Below are 16,596 nucleotides of genomic sequence, written 5' to 3' on the forward strand. Positions count from 1 at the left end.
CGGGTGCCCTGGCGGGTGCCCTGGCGGGTGCCCTGGCGGGTGCCCTGGCGGGTGCTCTGCACGGGCGGTGCCAGGGGCCTGCGGCCCCTGGCACCGCCCAACAACTTGACACATTGTACAGATGTACGTATATTGACCAGAATGAAATCTGCCTATCTTCAAGGATTATTCATATGACTCGACCTGGTTCCGGTGGAAGAATCGAAGTCATTTGTGGATGTATGTATAGTGGCAAGACCGAGGAGTTAATTCGGCGCATGCGACAGGTGATGATCGCCCGTCAACCCTGCCGTATCTTTACCCCTCGGATGGATACGCGCTATAGTGCCGCCCATATCGCCAGCCACACAGGCTCACAACTCGAGGCTGTGCCAATCACCTCGATCAAACAGGTTCTTGCCGCGACTGAGGATGTTCAGGTTGTCGCCCTTGATGAGATCCATTTCCTCGAAGACTCGCCACAGGCGATTCTCGATGCCTGTCAGTTCCTGGCCGACCAGGGGCTCAGGGTGATTGTGGCCGGGCTCGATCAAAACTATCGGGCCGAGCCCTTCCCGGGGATGATGCAACTCATGGCAGTTGCCGAACAGGTTGACAAGCTCTATGCTATCTGCGTGCGCTGCGGGGCCTATGCCACCCGCTCGCAACGGCTTATCAATGGGCACCCAGCCCCCCGCGAAGCCGAAACCCTCGTTGTCGGCGGGCTCGATCTCTACGAGGCACGCTGCCGCCAGTGCTACCAGCAAGCACCGTAGGCGTACGTCAGAAATGTTGCGCCTTTGCTTCAAAAAATCAATCTTCTAACGTTACGCCTCTGCGCCTCTGCGCCTCTGCGTCAAAAAACGCAGCCGCAAGGCATGCTATACTAGGTACGCAAGGTTTGTACCACAAGCGGAGTAGTTGCTGTCGTATGGAACAGTTCCCTCTTTCCATCGTCTTGGTAGTCAGTCATCGTTCAACGGGGCTTGCTGCAGCCGTGGCCGAGTGCCTTGCGCTGGCCGCCGCACGGACGATGGAAACGGAGATTATCCTCGTTGATGATGGCTGTTCCCGCGATCTGGCCCAGCAAATCGATCGTTTTGCGGCCCTCCACGCTCCAATTGTTCTGATGCGCTATCCGCAACGCCGTGGTTACCGGTCTGCTCTCTATGATGCCTGGAGTGCCGCCCGAGGATCGTACGTGATCGCGCTGGATCTCAGTAGGCCAGCGCTGCCTTCCTCACTTCCGCGCCTCCTTGCAAGTGCCCCGGGATACGCCGCAGTCCTGCCCTATCGCGAACCACTATCACACACGCTGCGTGATCGCCTGCTGGCCCTGCTTGGCCGTCGCCACGATGCGACCTTGCGTGACCCGGCGCTTGGGCTTGCTCTTCTGCGCAGTGATCTGCGTCAATATTGTCGACCAACCGGCTCTGACCTTTTTGTCCATGCCGAAATCTATGCGGCAGCCCGTCAGCATAGGTTGCCTGTCACGCAGGTAGCGCTGCCTGGCCTCGCCGTACAAGCTCAGGCCTCGCTTCGCCCATCCTTTCCGTCGTCTGCCCCCAATCCTCCCGGCCAGGCTCACCAGCGGGCAGCCCTCCGTGCCGGGATCTTTGCTTTTGCCAGTGGATGGTGGTTGCTCCGCCGCTGGCGTCGTCGTTTCTAAGTGCAAATCATCAGAAGGAGACATCACATGAGTCAGCCAGACGATCAGCCGAATCAGTCCGATCCATCAAATCAGCCCCAGGGCGATCTCGCCAATGAATTGCGTGAATTGGGCCAACAACTCGAAAATGCGGTCCGCAATGCAATGGAAAACGAGAAGGCCAAACAGATCCAGAAGGATCTCTCCGCAGGCCTGCGCGAGATTGGTACCCAACTTCAGTCAGCTGTTGAATCACTCAAAGAGAACCCCCACATCCAGGAACTGGTCGAAAAGAGTGAGCAGGCCGTGAATCAGGCCCAGCAAAGCAAGGTGACCCAGGATTTCCAGGAAACCCTCGCTCGTGGCATTGCCCAACTCAATGATCAGCTTGCCGCTTTTGTGACCCGGATTCGTAGCGAGCAAGATCCACCCGCAAGTGGGCCCGCCACCGGTGAGACAACCCGCCTCGATCCCGAAGATAAGTAGTCTCTTCCCATGCAGACAACGCCAGCTAAGCTGGCGTTGTCTCCGTACAAAAAAGTGCGCGGGGGCGAGGGCGAAGCGCTCACTCTTTGTGTCTGCGCCTGAATAGGCTCAAACCAGGTTTGTTGCCCTGGGCACGCATCGTGGCAATCAGCACGGCACCCTGCTCACGCCCGATTCGCAACGCATCCTCAGCAATTGCCTTCATCCGTTCACGCGAGACCAGTTCGCCTTCGGCAAACCAGCGCGATGCTGCGATCCCCGTTGCATATGTGCCCGCATACGACACCGCTACCCTCGGCAAGATCCCCCAGAAGGGAATCAGGCCAATCAGGGTTCGTGCAAGCTGGCGCCACGCAAATGCCCCCCCAACCACCGGCAGAATCTCGCGCATCCGCGCCTGGAAATCAGGCGCTGCCCCGTGCGCCAACGCCAGCCGATAGACCATTAAAGCCTGGTTTTTCGTCAGCACAAGCATATCTGCCGTGGCAATTGGCACCGATAAGATCGGTATTTGCATCGGAATCGATGAGAGCAAAACATAGGTGGCATTGGTATTCGAAATTGAGTTGACCAGGGTACGGGCATACACCGGACGCAGCCCGGTTACCGCCCGCGCCGCCGCAAGATGCCGGTCTTTCGGCAATCGATCAAGAATGGCCGCCGCGATCTGCTCGGGTACCACAGGAGCGCCAAGCTCAGGTAGCACAAGAATACGCGCATGGGCAAACTCAGGCCGCACATGCTCTGTCTCGTCTGGGGCCGCAACGCCAGCAATGATGATCACCGTTGGCAAGGCGAGCAGCGCCAGACGCCCGATGGCCTCGGCCTCGCGAGCGCTGAGTGGCGCACGCCCATCAACCGTCACCAGCAAGAGGTCGGCCTCGCGCAAGCCAGGCTCGGGTTCACCATACGGCAGGGGTTGATACGAAAATGGATCTGATCCATGTGGTCCAAAATGATGACTGCCACTCATGCGCAGGATTTCGACCACGCGCTGAAAGAGTGGCCGCGAGCCAAGACCAGCAATCCGTACAACAACTTCGCTCTCTTCACGGATCGCCGTGACATCTAGCTCACGTAGTGTATTGAACGCCGATCCGAAATTATTCCAATTCAACACGCCATCCCTCCCTTGCCACAAGCACTGTCTCGATTATAGCATAGACCTTTTCGCCCTTGTCGGGCCGCTGGTGTGGTATCATACGATTGGATTCAGGATCCCCAGACCTCCGAAAATTTCGCTTGTGCTGGCACCAACAGCCACCTTCGCTGGCCGTTTTCGTCGGTACAAGCCTGGGGCTTCATTGTAAGCTGCGCACATAAGGCACGTTGTGCAAAAGGAAGAGCTGTGAGCGCTATCCGCATTCTGATTGCTGAAGACAATGACCTTGTCTCATTGACGCTCGAAGAACAACTCAAAGGACTGGGCTACGATGTCATCGGGATCGCACGCTCAGGTGTTGAGGCGGTGAACCTGGCTGGTCGCCTCAAGCCCGATCTGATTATGATGGATATCAGAATGCCCGAAATGGAAGGTACCGAGGCTGCGGCACGGATCCGTGACCAGTTTCCCGTGCCCATCATTATGCTCACCGCCTATGCTGATAAAGATACGGTGCGCAAAGCTGAGGCTGCCGGTGCGCTTGCCTATCTCGTCAAGCCGATCAATGAGATCGAGTTGCCCCCGGCGATCAATATCGCCCTCGCTCGCTTCAAGGAGATGCAAACACTGCGTAACCAGGTCGATGAACTCGAAGAGTCGCTTGAGGCACGAAAGTTGATCGAGCGCGCCAAGGGTATTTTGATGCAGCGCCTTGGCCTCAATGAACGTGATGCCTACGAACGCCTCCGGCAACGCGCCCGCGATAAGCGTGCCAAGATGAAGGATATCGCCCAGGCTATCATCGAGGCTGAAGAATTACTCGGGTCATAGACGCGTTATGCACTCACGCTACGATGCCGTTGCGCCTCGTTCGTGGCTGTCGCTGACTCAGCCCACCAGCGGTTGTCCGCGCTACGGGGAAGATTAACGCCCCAGTAGCCGTTCGTACAACCTCCGAAAGCCGTTGCCCAGTTGGTCGTACCCAAAGTTGCTGGCAACTTTGTGACGCCCATGGTCGCCAAAGCTCCGACGCATCGCGGCGTCTTCACCAAGGATCCGGACTTTTTCGGCATAACCGGCAATATCATCCCGTGCAACCAGAAAACCGTTGAGCCCCTCATCAACAACTTCAGGCAAAGCGCCCGCCCGTGTGGTTACCACCGGACGCCCACATGCCAGCGCTTCCGCCGGCGCAATGCCAAAGCCCTCCAAGCGCGAGGGGAAGAGCAGGATATCACAGCTCTGGTAGGCGGCAACGAGCCCGGCTCGATCAGGTGAACCAATCGGCGTCATCTGGGGGTGCGGCGGTGCCGTTTCGTTCCCCTGAAAACCACCCGTATAGTAGAGTCGATAGTCAGACGGCAGTTGTTCCATGATCTTTGGCAACAGATCAAACCCTTTGCGCCGCGTCCGGTTGCCCACAAAGAGCAACCTGATCCGCCCGTCCGCCAGTGGCAGGCCATCGTCCCGACGTGCGAAATCGGGTGTTGGCACAAAGACATCTGTATCAATGCCATCGTAAATAATGATGCTATCGGCACGCCCATACGTCTGCTCGACCTGGCGCTGCGTGAAACGGCTGACGCACACAACCGCATCAGCATACGCGACCGAAAGGCCGTCGTAACGCGACTCGACCAGGCGATAAAAGAGACGTTGGGCAAATGAACTGTAGGGCTGCAAATCAGGGTCTGTGGTCAGGTGATGCACCGTCGTCACCACAGGCAAACCAGTTGCTTTGAAGCTAAAGGCGACCCGCGACCGCCCCTGCATCAGATCAAACCCGCGCCACCACCCCTCAGGCAAGGCACGACGAATCAGAAAAGGTAGAAAATTGTAGATCTCGGGCAACCGCAACAACTCTGGTTGTAACCCTGCCGCACGCACCGAGCGCACAATGTTCTGAATGCCAAAATCCACCCCGCCACGCCCGAGTGGTGAAATATAGAGCGGTCGCACCATCAACCTCCACCTTGACCACCCGTGACTTCACTGGGAAACCATACGCACGCTCAAAACATATCTACGCTAAACGGCACCAGTCCCATAAACGCCCGATCAAAGAGGGCCAGCGCTTCCCGATTATAGACCTCGAGCGTGCCAAAGGTCGCCGCTGTCCGTGGGCGCAGGTAACGACTGTAGATCTGCGCCAGAATGCGGCTGTCACACTGGATATCAGGCAATGTTCCAAGCGGCATCTGGCGTACCTGACAGGTGCCTGCCGCAAATTCCAGCGCAAAGATCTGTTGGTTCTCGACAAGCCAGTCATCGGTCACGGCGATCGTCACCTGGCCCTGCAAATCTTTTGGATAATGATGCGCCTCTAGCGCACCAACAACATCCAGGATGCGCAGCATAAAATAGGGCTGGATGCGGCATTCCAATGGATCAGGAAAGAGCAAATTGACCGGTGCATCCGCAGGCGCTCGAAATTCAACCCTGACAACCTGGCCTTCATGCCCCGCAAGAAAGACAAAGAGTTGGGCGCGGGCAACCGGATCAATCGCGACCATTTCACGGCAATTCATCAGATCACCCCGGGCTTCACGCTCAAAACGAAAGATCGTATACGAACGCCCCTTGCCCTGCTCATCGCGCCAAATATAGCCGTAGTACGGGCGCTGCTGCCAGTCCCGCATGATCCGATTGCGCCACCACGCTCGTGTACGAACAACCGGGCCAAAACGTCCACGCAGCGCCTCACGGTAGATCGCATCAAGCTCGTCAAGTTCGTCTTCGCCGACGGCAATCCAATGCCCCGGTGCCCGACGAAACGAGTGAAAAAGTGCCGGCTCACCACTGTAGATCTTCTGCTCCATACAGGTCGCCCAGCCGTAGCGACTGTAAAATGAGACCTTGAAGGGGTAGAGCATTGCCAATGCCACCCCAGAGGAGCGTAGTTCGTCAACCGCGTGCCGCAGTAAGGCCCCGATATAGCCACGTCGCCGCAACTCGGGTGTACTGGCGACCGCACCAATGCCGCCAACAGCGGCTTGCACCCCTGCCCCCATCTGAACCCGCAGATCGTGCAGTTGCAACTGCGCGACGAGTTGCCCTTCAACAAATAACCCCCGGAACTGAGCCAATTCCTCGCCATCAAGCGGTACCAGTTCCGGGTTTACTTGAAAGGCATAGCTCTCGAGCGCCAGGCAGCGCTCACGATCGTCAGGGGTTAATGGCCGGTACTCAATCATCGAGGTTTCTCCACAACAATAAAGTAACTGCCGCACCGCATCCAGCCAAACAACCAGAGATCGAGTTCCATCACCAGGGTGATCACCATTAAGGCACGATAGACCGGACTGCCAGGGCGTAGGTGTGAACGCACTCGCTGGCGTGCCCGAATTTCGCGAGCCGTTCCTTCGGGTGTCGTCTGCGTTGCTAGTGAGGCGAGATAAGGGTCAGCACTTGGATCTTTAGCTGCTTGAGGCGGTGGCTGCGACGGTTTCTTCGCCGTGCGCCCCAGCACAGCCTCGCCGAGTTTCATCACCACATGCTCAACAAAGGTGGTAAAGAGGCTGTTCCAGAAGACGACCTTGACCGGGCGAAGACCGGCCCGCTCAAAGGCAGCAACCACATCTTCCCAGGTCTCGAGCGCTTTGATATGGTCGGATTTCCGCCGCGCCTCTCGCGAAAAATCATACAGCCCTGCCCGCACAAAGAGCCGCCCAAGGCGTCGACTGAGATTGATGATCGGCTGGATCGGCGACATCTCGCGCGTATTCGAGAAGGCGAGCATCCGCCCACCAGGGCGCAAGACCCGCGCCGTTTCCGCCAGATAGGCATCAATGACCTCAAGCGGGAAATGTTCAAGAATATCAATCGCAAAGGCTTTATCAAAAGTCCCCTCGGCGAAAGGTAGACTCCGCGAGTCGGCCTGGGCCAGGGCAACCTCAGCGACCGCTCGGTCGGCAAAGAGCGTAGCCGGGTCACTGCCAACCATGAGATGCACCTGATCGGCATTCCAGACTGCGTGCTTGGCTGTGCCACATCCGTTGTCGAGCACAATATCAGTCGGGCGAAACCGTAGCAAACGCCGTAACGCCCGGTCACGTACCCCGGCAGCGAGCAACGGCGGTGCCAATTCACGGTAGTCCAACTCTTCTGCTAGTTCGGTTTCATCGGTGACATACTTCGACACATAGTCGTAGTGCATCCCCCGTGGCATCAGATCAAGATAGCCTTCGCGCAACGGATAAACCGTGGCACACGAAGCACAATGTACTCCGTCGTCAAGCACATACAATGCCCGTGAGTGGCACGTCGGGCACTGCAATAGTCCATAGAGTTCATTCGTGATCATCGGCATCCATGCGCTGGCCTACCTGGCGTGCCAGCAGTGCATCAAAGACCAGCAAAAAGGCTCCCTGCGTCGCAATGCCATACCCGAGACCCTGACGATCAGGGCGCTCGGCATAACGCAGGGCCACCGCTAGCCCGACGAGAATGTACCCAACATCAAGGCCCGCATTGACGGTGAGTATCTTGCGGAATTGCTCAGCCTCACGCAGGGCATCACGCGCTTCCAGCTCACCCGTAGCCATCCGCTCAGCCTTGAGCAGCGCACTCCGCCGTCCAATCATCGCCAGCAATACATCAATGACGCCCCAGGCCACGGCCTGAAGGCCAAAATGCCGCCAGAAACCGGCAAAAGGCAACATCAGCGCCCCGAGCACACTGCTCCCAATGCCCCATACCAGAAGTGGACGTAACGCACGCCGTTGGTAGACAAAGAAATTTTCTTGCATAGCGCGTCTATCTTACCCGATCTGCTGTTGGCGTCAAGTTATGCCGCTGTGGCATCGTCGCGAGCAACAGTTCCGCTCGTTCACGCCAACGCGAGGCGGGAGCCAGATCGCTTGCCCGTATAAGCGCCGTTCGGGCTGCTTCATACTCGCCAGTTGCCGCCAGGGCTGCCCCCAGGTAAAAGGCCGCATCCGCCCGCGCCGCCAGCGCCTCAGCAGCCTGTGCCGCTTCAATCGCTCCGCGACCATCGCTGCACTGATACCGCACTCCTGCCGCAAGCGCGAGGGCTTCAACCTCCTCTGGAAGCCGCTCTAACGCGAGTTCGGCGAGGGGCAGACCGATAGAACAAAGTTCGTAGGTCGTTGCCAGATGAAACCGGGCTGCCAGCAGTGCATACCGGCCCTGTTCTTCAAACGGTGCCGTTCCCAACGCCTGCTCATATGCCAGGCTAGCCTGGGCGTAGTCGCCCTTCGCTGCGTACCAACTCGCCCGCGCTAGATGACGATCAGGTGCCTGCGGATGCTCCTGCGCAAGCGCATCAAGTTCCAACCAGGCGGCTTCGTCCACTCCTTCCGCCACCGCAATCAGCGCCAGCAAGGCTCGTGCCTGTGGGGTATCAGGATGCAACCCCACCATTGCTTCCAATGCTTCATGCCCTTCGCCCGTGTGACCAGCAAGCCAGTGCGCATACGCAAGGTACACTGCTGCACTCAATCCTTCAGGGCTGTCAGGGTCAACCAGAGTAAACTGGGTAATCGCTAGATCATACAGGCCCGCTTCAAGATAGGTCTGCCCAAGTAGTTGTGGTCGCAACCCCTCCGCGACTTGAAGAACCGCCATCAAGTGCGCACGATCTCCCTCCAGCATGGGCAAGAGTGGAACCGCCAGTGCGCCTGAGGTCACAACGTCATCGGTTGCCATCAGGATCGCTAGCGCCCCGTCAGGATCGTCGCCGGCGAGCAAGAGTGCCAGTCGATAATGCACCCGTTCAGACCAACCGGATGGCATCGGCACCAGCAGCGCTGCACGGTACGCCTCGGTAGCGGCATCGTATGCCCCCTGCCTCAGGTAAGCCTCGGCAGTCAACACCCGTCCTGGCCCGCGATACACACATGCCTCGCCAACCCGACAATCCTCTAGCAAGGCCCAGGTACGCTCAGCCTGCGCCAGACGGCCATCGTCAAGCAGCGCTTGCCCCAGATACAGCAAGGCCAGGTGATAGTCACCTGGCGCAAGCCCCCGCACCATCGCCGACCTGAGTGTCCGCTCAGCCAGCACTGCTTCGCCGCGAATGACACGGAGCATCCCGACACGCAACAATGCCGCCGGATGATCTCCAGCCAACCCCTGATACGCCTCAAGTGCCTCGTAATAACGTCCGGCAGCGAACAACGCATCAGCCTGCGTAAGTGGATCTGGAGAAGACCAGGGCCACCACACCACCATCACCAGCGCGATCACCAGCAAAATGATCGCGCCGCCCCAGATCACCCGATGTTCACCGTTCACCACGGGGCCAGAGTATCCAGATCGTCGCGAGAACCGAAGCCCACCAGGCGCGATCAGCCTCTTTCTCAAAACCACGCGTGCGTAGTTGCACCCCACCCAGAAAGAGCCCGGTGGCAACCATGCCCCCGGCAAGCCGGTCATTCGAGCGTTCAACGCGACGGAGACCACGTTCCAGCCGACTCATATCCGAGCGCGTCTGCAACTCACCCCGATTGCCAGCCCGATAGTAGGCATCCATCTGACGCGGCAAGGTCAGCAAAATCTGCCCAAGCTCGCGCAATTCCTTCTGGATCTGCTCAGACCAGTTGCCATTCCGCCGCTCTTGATCAAGCAACATACGCGCAAAGGGACGTAACTCCTGGAACAGATTGATATCAGGGCAAATCTCGGTCGAAAGACCCGCCACCATGCTCATTGCACGACCAAAATAGAGCAGATTCTGCGGAATCTGGAAAGGCAGATCATAGATAATGCCTTTGGTCTCAGCAAAAATAGCATCAACATCAATATTCGTCATCTCGCGCATCGTGCGATCAAACGAATGGCGCAACATAATCTCGACCCCATGAATGATCAGTCGTCGATCAGCCCCCGGCAACAGCATATTCAAGCGCTCAAACGAATCAACAATCCGCTCAGCATCATTGGTTGCTAGGCCGACAACCCCTCCACGGATCACCTCCATCGTCTGTGGAGGCAGGGAACCAACCATCCCAAAATCAATAAAGATCAAGGTAAACGGACGCCCAGGTTCAAGCGTATGGGCTTCGGCATCACCAAGCAAATGCCCATCAGGTAGAACCCCGTTCCTAAAATCGTCAGGGTGCTTCTTCGGTTCGGTTTGCCCATTCGTATAGGCAACCGCAGGCAGCTCTGGATCGATCCGCACAAAGAGATTACCTGGATGCGGATCAGCATGAAAGAAGCCATCAACAAAAAATTGTTTCAGATAACAATTGTTGAGCCGCGCCGCCAACTCAATCCGACTCACCCCCAGCGCCTCAAGCGTAGGCAAATCATTGATCTTGACCCCGCTGATCCGCTCCATCACCAGGACACGACGCGTCGAATACTCGGGAATTGGCTCAGGTACATGAATGCCATAGACCCCCGCAAAATTCTTGCGGAAACGCGCCGCACTCTGCACTTCCTGAACATAATCCAGTTCCTGGACAAGCACTCGTGCAAACTCGGCGAGCAAGGCATCAAGATCGGCCCGCCGTCGAATCGGCGGGTAATTCTTAATCAGCCGGATGACCCAGGCAACGGCGCTAAGATCTACTTCAATAATGCGCTCAATATAAGGCCGCTGCACCTTGACGGCCACTTCACGGCCATTGTGCAGCGTGGCAAAATGAACCTGCCCAAACGAAGCAGCAGCCACAGCTTCTTGGTCGAAACGCTGAAAGATCTCGCTCGGTGGCGCGCCCAGTTCCTCAATGATTACTTCGAGCACATGCCCGGCCGGAGCAGGCGGGACTTCGTCCTGGAGACCGGCAAGCTCACGCCGCACCATATCAGGCACAATGTCAGCCCGTGATGAGAGGAACTGCCCAAGCTTGATCTGCATCCCGCCAAGCTCAAGCGCAAGAAACCGAAAACGCCGCGCAAGCCGCGACCAGCGCACGGCCGCCGAACGCCGCACATACCAGCGTAACAGCGTAAAGCGCGCCAGAAAGATATCCCAGATATAGATATGGATGACTACGCTCAAAAAAAAGAGCGAGACCCGCAAAAAACGCTGGCGCGGGCGAAACACCGGCGCTGCACTCGGGCGAGGCACCGCTGTCTGATCTGGGGTGAAAGGAGTATCGGCTTCAGGCCGAATTGTATTTTGTTGCGTCATACCTGCATATTCTTCTTCTTCCCATTGGATTATACCAGAAACAGGCCCCCTGCGTCAGCCCACAGGCGGATAGATTCACCGCCAGAAATAAAACTTGCGACTGATCTCACAAACGTTCCTATAGGCTACCATACCTTCTATGGAATGAGCCTCATGATACACTTATGGCAATTGACACTATTCGTCTCTTAACTGATAGCGCGGCCCAACTCTACGCGAGCCTCGATCGCCTGCGGCCACTTGGCGATCCCGATGCGACGTTTGATGTCTGGCGTGCCGGTCTCGGTATGCTCGATGATGCCGATGAGCAGCAATTACGCCGCAATTATCGCCGCCTCTTCACCATGATCACCGAAATCGAGGGCCTCGTCTGTTCGCGTGCTACTGCGGTTGCCCTCGTCCGTGCCCACGCGATGGCAATTGCCGCAGAATCTTGCCAATTGACGCAACCCCATGATAGCGGCTACAATAAATGATAGTTTCGTATACGCGCAGCAGAGAAACGAGCGCATGCTATGTTTGAAAGTCTTTCTGATCGTCTCCAGACGGTCTTTCAAAAACTCGGGAGCAAAGGCCGCCTCGATGAGGATGATGTCCGTGAGGCAATGAAGCAAGTTCGCCTCGCGCTCCTTGAGGCTGATGTCAATTTCAAGGTCGTCAAAGACTTTGTCGCCAAGGTGACTGAGCAGGCAATTGGCGAAGAAGTAACCAAGAGCTTGACGCCCCACCAGCAGGTCGTCAAAATTGTTCATCAAGAACTGATTAACCTCCTTGGCAATGATCCGGCTCCCCTCCAGGAGTCACGCCCTGGTCCGACCGTGATCATGCTTGTTGGTCTCCAGGGTACGGGTAAAACGACCCTCGCCGCCAAACTCGCCCTTCATTTACGCAAAAAGGGCCGCCGCGTGATGATGGCCGCCTGTGACATCTATCGCCCTGCCGCCATTACGCAGCTCCAGACCCTCGGCAAGCAATTGAATGTGCCGGTCTATAGTGAGCCCGCTGGCAGCCAACCACCTGATATCGCTGCTAATGCCCTCGAGCAGGCGAAACGCGATCAGGTCAATGTGCTGATTGTTGATACCGCTGGACGCCTCCAGATTGATGAGACCCTGATGGCCGAGCTTGACCAGATTATTGCCCGGGTCGATCCAATCGAACGCCTTCTCGTGGTTGATGCCATGACAGGTCAGGAAGCGGTGCGTGTGGCTGATACGTTCAATCAGCGCGTCCAGATTACCGGCCTCGTGATGTCCAAGATGGACGGTGATGCTCGTGGCGGTGCCGCCCTCTCGGTGCGTGCCGTGACCGGGGTTCCGATCAAGTTCCTCTCGACCGGCGAGAAAATTGATACAAATACCCTCGAACCTTTCTTCCCCGATCGCCTCGCTTCACGCATCCTCGGCATGGGTGATATGCTCTCCCTTATCGAAAAAGCCGAGCAGATGTACGATGCCGACCAGGCCAAGGCGATGGAGAAGAAGCTCCGCAAAGGCAAATTCGACTTCGAGGATTTCCTCAATGCGATGCAACAGATGCGGAAGCTCGGTCCACTTCAACAGATCCTGGCAATGATCCCGGGTATGAGCCAGATCGCTCGCAATGAGGAGTTGCTCGATGAGAGCCAACTCAAGCGCGTCGAGGCGATGATCTTCTCGATGACCCCCCTCGAACGACGCAATCCCGAGATTATCAAGCAGAGTCGCCGCGCCCGCATTGCGCGTGGCAGCGGTACCTCTGAACAGGATGTCTCTGCCCTTATCAAGCAGTTTCAGCAGATGCAACGCATGATGAAGCAACTCACTGGTGGCGGTAGCGGCAAGGGCGGGCGCCGCGGCGGTCGCGGTGGTCGTGGCGGCCCCGGTGGGCCCGGGGGGATTGACCCTCGCGAATTGATGCGGATGCTCAAGTAGGCGCTCCAGCTTGAACGTGGGGGCGTGCCAGCACCACAACGCCCCACGTTCCCCTCCACGCCGCTCTGTGTCTGCCCCTATGGGTTCAACAACCGTAACGCGATCAGGATACCTGGATCATCCTCTTCACGAAAACGAGTCCAATCCTCGTTGACGATCACATCCGGTTGTACGCCAACACCCTCTAGATTAGTGCCATCGGGCAATTCAAACCCCTCCTGCGCAATCCAGAGTCGTGAGCCGTCACTCAGTTCGTACGAATAGATGGTTTCGGTGTTGCCTGACGTCGGTACGCCAACGATAACCGCACCAGCATGACTCTGCAAGATGGTGGCCATCAGTTCAGCATACGAGGCTGTACTACGATCAACAAGGACGATCAGCGGCATCCCTCGCAGGGCGTCAAGGCTCCCCGGTTCAATCACCAGAGGGACGTCACCCTGGCGATTCGTAAAGTAACCGACTTCACCGCTGACAAAGTTGCTCAGGATCCCCGCCAGAACCGTGCGCCATCCACCAGGATTGCTCCGTAGATCAAGAATAACCCCACGCAAGTCATGCTCAGCAACCATTTCGGTGAGCAACGCTGTCACCTGCTGATCCATGTTGCTCACCCAGAGCGTGGTGATACCCAGATAGGCAATGCCACCTGGCAAGAGCCGTGCCGTCGGCGTGATGGCCCCCTCTACCCGTCGCCGTGTAATAAGAATATCGCGACTCTCTTCTCCAGGCCGCACCACCGCCAGACGTACCTGGCTTCCGTCAGGCCCTTCGAGATCTCCATGCGAAAAAAAAGCACCGTCAATGGCAACAATGCGGTCGCGTGGACGTAATCCAGACTGCAGGGCAGGGCTGTCGGGGAAGATGTGCTGGATCATCAACCCATCACTCAATGGCAAAACGATAACCCCGATCCCAACCTGCTCTTCACGCCCACTGGTGATCGCGTCTTCGCGCCGTGCAGCCTGTGGAGGCACAAAACGTGAATGATTATCGCCAAGACGCGCAACCATGCGGGTGATAGCCTCATAAAACGCTGCATCAGTCGGTGCCGCAAGAATTACAGGCTCAAATTCATCTCGAACCGTATACCACTCAACGCCACCAAAATCATCGTAGAGATAGTATTCATGGATAAGTCGCCACACCTCGGTAAAGATTTCGAGCCGTGTGGCCTGGGATAGCGCCGTTGGCGCGAGCTCAGCAACGGCAGTTCCGACTACTGCGACCGCTTGCTCGGGTGGCCGTGAAGGCACAGGCACAACCGTTGGTGGGGGCAAAACGATCGTAGGTGCGTCAGGTTCACGCGTCGTGATCGCCGTTGCCGTCACAGCCAATCCCTGTACAGAGGGGGCCATCGGTGGCGCAGCACCAGAACATCCACCCAGGATGATGACGAGTCCGAGTACCAACCATAGCATTTCACCCAGCCTGCCCTGTTTCATGATGCAATCCATCCTATGGGCAGATCCTTAGCCTTGCGTATGCGATCCATTGATACGACCAATTCCCGTTGAGCATACCGCACGTCCAGATTGCTCTGTCACACGTTGGTTGATGCCCAACCACAGGCCTCCACCAACCACAATAGTAGCAGCCTATTCAGTGGCAAATGCAGCAGCCAGGACACGCCCCGCCAATTCCGCCCCCACGCTACTCCCCTCGCCTCCACGCTCTACCATCACGGCAACGGCATACCGTGGGGCATCAAGTGGGGCTACAGCAATAAACCATGCATGTGGCACAGCACCCTCCACGTGCTCCGCCGTCCCCGATTTGCCACCCACCGCGATCCCAGGCACAAAACGACTGACGCTCTCCCCAAAACCATAGCGTGCCACTGCATGCATGTTGTTCAACATTGTCTGCGCCGTGGCCGAACTCATCGTGCGCCGAATCCTCTGCGGGGTGTGGGTGAGAATCAGCCCTCCATCAGGCCGGGTCACTGTCTGCACCAGGTATGGCTGCATCATGATCCCGTCATTGGCAATGGCAGCCGCAACTAGGGCCATCTGCAAAGGCGTCACCAGTAACTGGCCCTGTCCATAGCCTGTGTCAGCCAGGGCACGTGGCTGATTCAGAAACCCTGCATCACGATAGAGCAGGCTCTGATTGGCGAGTAGATCGGTCAGGCCACGGTAGGTCGTCGTTATGCGCTGCGGGGTGCCAATATCAAAGCGGCCTGCCGTTTCGACCATCCGCTCGGCTCCCAAGCGTGTGGCATACTGAGCAAAGGCTGTATTGCATGAAAAAGCATAGACCCGCTCGAGATCCGATGGATCACCAGTACGCGCCGCCAGGCCACCTACCGCATTGACAATCGCTGGGGCATTCGGCTCGGGTAGATATGTCTCGGGACAGGTGATCGTCTCTGGCTGACCTACCCCACTGTGTTCGAGAACCCCAACTGCCGTGACGGTCTTAAAAACTGAACCGGGGGGATAGAGACCTTGCGTCGCACGATTCAGCAGCGGCTGGCCCGCGCTTTCCACCTGGATCTCTTCCCAGTACTGCGTGATGCGATTATTCTCTGCTTCTCGATCAGCTACCCCGGGGTTGAAGCTCAAGCCGCGTGGATCAAAACCAGGATTGCTCACCAGGGCACGGATTGCACCGGTACGCGGATCAAGCACAACCACTGAACCAATTCGCCCTCCCAACGCCGCCGCAGCTTCGGCTTGTAGATCCGCATTCAGCGTCAGGGTCAGATGATTCCCACGCGGAGTTTCACTCAGCAGGCTATCACGCAGACGCTGCCATTCGTTGCCACGCTCACCACTCAGATAGGCATTGTAGGTCGCTTCCAGACCGCTCTGCCCATACCGCGTGCTAAAAAAGCCCACAATATTGCTAAAGGCACGTGGATCATACCGATCAGCCAGCGGATAGACTCGCCGCGCAGCATTGCCGACTGGCTCGCTCTGCACGAGCACGATCCCTCGCAGATCACGGATCTCGCCACGCAACACTTTCTGTGAGGCAAGGACAGGCCGGATATTGCTGATCGCATGACCTTCTTCATCCTGCACAACATGCATCGCAATCGCCGATGCACGCACAAATTGCTGGCGCAAGAGTTGCAGGCTGATCAAGCCAAAACCAACCAGAAAGACAAGTCCCAGATTCGTCAGATTACGTGACAGGCTCCTCGTCTCGCCCGTTCGTGTCGCTAGATATGCAGCTAATCCGAACAGAGGGGCAGATGCCCAGAGACAGAGCAGCCAGCGCACTTCGCCTTCAACTGGCTGGAAAATACCATAGATGATCAACCCAATGGCCCCGATCACGCTGATGACCGCAAGCCCGGAACGCATGTTCATGAAACCTTGTCTGCAAGCTGTCTCAAGGGCTCAAGCACTGAGCCCGG

General features: G+C 57.3%; 15 protein-coding genes. 6 read left to right on the top strand and 9 right to left on the bottom strand.

Translation table 11 applies throughout. The features are described from left to right. Nucleotides 1-173 precede the first annotated feature (173 nt). From EYB53_RS17785 to EYB53_RS17795, 3 genes are all read left to right on the top strand, one after another. Nucleotides 174-755, top strand: a complete 582-nt coding sequence (locus EYB53_RS17785) for a thymidine kinase (RefSeq protein ID WP_135479759.1) — start codon at nt 174-176, stop codon at nt 753-755. 155 nt (nt 756-910) lie between these two features. Next, complete coding sequence (locus EYB53_RS17790; RefSeq protein WP_135479760.1) at nt 911-1,648, top strand: glycosyltransferase; 738 nt, start codon at nt 911-913, stop codon at nt 1,646-1,648. A 27-nt stretch (nt 1,649-1,675) separates the two neighbouring features. Beyond that, nucleotides 1,676-2,113 (top strand): hypothetical protein, encoded by a 438-nt coding sequence (locus EYB53_RS17795; protein ID WP_135479761.1) that lies wholly within the window; start codon nt 1,676-1,678, stop codon nt 2,111-2,113. 79 nt (nt 2,114-2,192) lie between these two features. Here EYB53_RS17795 and EYB53_RS17800 read toward each other — a convergent pair whose 3' ends face one another. Then, nucleotides 2,193-3,233, bottom strand: coding sequence for a hypothetical protein (locus EYB53_RS17800; protein ID WP_135479762.1), 1,041 nt, complete (start codon nt 3,231-3,233; stop codon nt 2,193-2,195). A gap of 228 nt (nt 3,234-3,461) precedes the next feature. On the opposite strand from EYB53_RS17800, the gene EYB53_RS17805 reads away from it, so the two are divergent. Next, nucleotides 3,462-4,046: an ANTAR domain-containing response regulator gene (locus EYB53_RS17805; protein ID WP_097650810.1), complete on the top strand. Its 585-nt coding sequence runs from the start codon at nt 3,462-3,464 to the stop codon at nt 4,044-4,046. A 93-nt stretch (nt 4,047-4,139) separates the two neighbouring features. Here the strand turns inward: EYB53_RS17805 and EYB53_RS17810 are convergent, their stop codons facing one another. Genes EYB53_RS17810 through EYB53_RS17835 form a run of 6 tightly spaced genes read right to left on the bottom strand, consistent with a single transcriptional unit; the run spans nt 4,140 to nt 11,316 of the window. Further along, nucleotides 4,140-5,177, bottom strand: a complete 1,038-nt coding sequence (locus EYB53_RS17810) for a glycosyltransferase family 4 protein (RefSeq protein ID WP_135479763.1) — start codon at nt 5,175-5,177, stop codon at nt 4,140-4,142. Between the two features lie 50 nt (nt 5,178-5,227). Continuing rightward, nucleotides 5,228-6,409, bottom strand: coding sequence for a GNAT family N-acetyltransferase (locus tag EYB53_RS17815; RefSeq protein WP_135479764.1), 1,182 nt, complete (start codon nt 6,407-6,409; stop codon nt 5,228-5,230). Next, the gene (locus tag EYB53_RS17820) at nt 6,406-7,518 is read right to left on the bottom strand and encodes a class I SAM-dependent methyltransferase (RefSeq protein WP_135479765.1); all 1,113 of its coding nucleotides are present in this window, start codon (nt 7,516-7,518) and stop codon (nt 6,406-6,408) included. Before EYB53_RS17820 ends, EYB53_RS17815 begins: the two co-directional genes overlap by 4 nt. Next, nucleotides 7,505-7,963 (bottom strand): DUF6992 family protein, encoded by a 459-nt coding sequence (locus EYB53_RS17825; RefSeq protein ID WP_135479766.1) that lies wholly within the window; start codon nt 7,961-7,963, stop codon nt 7,505-7,507. Before EYB53_RS17825 ends, EYB53_RS17820 begins: the two co-directional genes overlap by 14 nt. 7 nt (nt 7,964-7,970) lie before the next feature. Further along, nucleotides 7,971-9,473, bottom strand: a complete 1,503-nt coding sequence (locus EYB53_RS17830) for a tetratricopeptide repeat protein (protein WP_209949621.1) — start codon at nt 9,471-9,473, stop codon at nt 7,971-7,973. After that, nucleotides 9,460-11,316 (bottom strand): ABC1 kinase family protein, encoded by a 1,857-nt coding sequence (locus EYB53_RS17835; RefSeq protein ID WP_135479768.1) that lies wholly within the window; start codon nt 11,314-11,316, stop codon nt 9,460-9,462. The genes EYB53_RS17830 and EYB53_RS17835 overlap by 14 nt, the downstream gene beginning before the upstream one ends. 164 nt (nt 11,317-11,480) lie before the next feature. On the opposite strand from EYB53_RS17835, the gene EYB53_RS17840 reads away from it, so the two are divergent. Continuing rightward, nucleotides 11,481-11,792, top strand: a complete 312-nt coding sequence (locus EYB53_RS17840; protein WP_205712680.1) for a hypothetical protein — start codon at nt 11,481-11,483, stop codon at nt 11,790-11,792. A 39-nt stretch (nt 11,793-11,831) separates the two neighbouring features. Next, nucleotides 11,832-13,229, top strand: coding sequence for a signal recognition particle protein (gene ffh, locus EYB53_RS17845; protein ID WP_135479769.1), 1,398 nt, complete (start codon nt 11,832-11,834; stop codon nt 13,227-13,229). 77 nt (nt 13,230-13,306) lie between these two features. Here the strand turns inward: ffh and EYB53_RS17850 are convergent, their stop codons facing one another. Next, on the bottom strand, nt 13,307-14,674 hold the full coding sequence (locus EYB53_RS17850) for a S41 family peptidase (protein ID WP_254151121.1): 1,368 nt from the start codon (nt 14,672-14,674) through the stop codon (nt 13,307-13,309). A gap of 153 nt (nt 14,675-14,827) precedes the next feature. Continuing rightward, complete coding sequence (locus tag EYB53_RS17855) at nt 14,828-16,549, bottom strand: peptidoglycan D,D-transpeptidase FtsI family protein (protein ID WP_254151122.1); 1,722 nt, start codon at nt 16,547-16,549, stop codon at nt 14,828-14,830. Nucleotides 16,550-16,596 lie beyond the last annotated feature (47 nt).

The sequence above is a fragment of the Candidatus Chloroploca mongolica genome, assembly GCF_004762035.2.
In the GTDB taxonomy this organism is placed as follows: Bacteria; Chloroflexota; Chloroflexia; order Chloroflexales; family Chloroflexaceae; genus Chloroploca; species Chloroploca mongolica.

What these genes read in the sequence shown, in the direction of transcription:
- EYB53_RS17840 (WP_205712680.1), top strand. Translation starts at nt 11,481, where the DNA reads ATGGCAATTGACACTATTCGTCTCTTAACTGATAGCGCGGCCCAACTC.
- EYB53_RS17825 (WP_135479766.1), bottom strand. Translation starts at nt 7,963, where the DNA reads ATGCAAGAAAATTTCTTTGTCTACCAACGGCGTGCGTTACGTCCACTT.
- EYB53_RS17835 (WP_135479768.1), bottom strand. Translation starts at nt 11,316, where the DNA reads ATGACGCAACAAAATACAATTCGGCCTGAAGCCGATACTCCTTTCACC.
- EYB53_RS17785 (WP_135479759.1), top strand. Translation starts at nt 174, where the DNA reads ATGACTCGACCTGGTTCCGGTGGAAGAATCGAAGTCATTTGTGGATGT.
- EYB53_RS17795 (WP_135479761.1), top strand. Translation starts at nt 1,676, where the DNA reads ATGAGTCAGCCAGACGATCAGCCGAATCAGTCCGATCCATCAAATCAG.
- EYB53_RS17815 (WP_135479764.1), bottom strand. Translation starts at nt 6,409, where the DNA reads ATGATTGAGTACCGGCCATTAACCCCTGACGATCGTGAGCGCTGCCTG.
- EYB53_RS17820 (WP_135479765.1), bottom strand. Translation starts at nt 7,518, where the DNA reads ATGATCACGAATGAACTCTATGGACTATTGCAGTGCCCGACGTGCCAC.
- EYB53_RS17850 (WP_254151121.1), bottom strand. Translation starts at nt 14,674, where the DNA reads ATGAAACAGGGCAGGCTGGGTGAAATGCTATGGTTGGTACTCGGACTC.
- EYB53_RS17855 (WP_254151122.1), bottom strand. Translation starts at nt 16,549, where the DNA reads ATGAACATGCGTTCCGGGCTTGCGGTCATCAGCGTGATCGGGGCCATT.
- EYB53_RS17790 (WP_135479760.1), top strand. Translation starts at nt 911, where the DNA reads ATGGAACAGTTCCCTCTTTCCATCGTCTTGGTAGTCAGTCATCGTTCA.
- ffh (WP_135479769.1), top strand. Translation starts at nt 11,832, where the DNA reads ATGTTTGAAAGTCTTTCTGATCGTCTCCAGACGGTCTTTCAAAAACTC.
- EYB53_RS17810 (WP_135479763.1), bottom strand. Translation starts at nt 5,177, where the DNA reads ATGGTGCGACCGCTCTATATTTCACCACTCGGGCGTGGCGGGGTGGAT.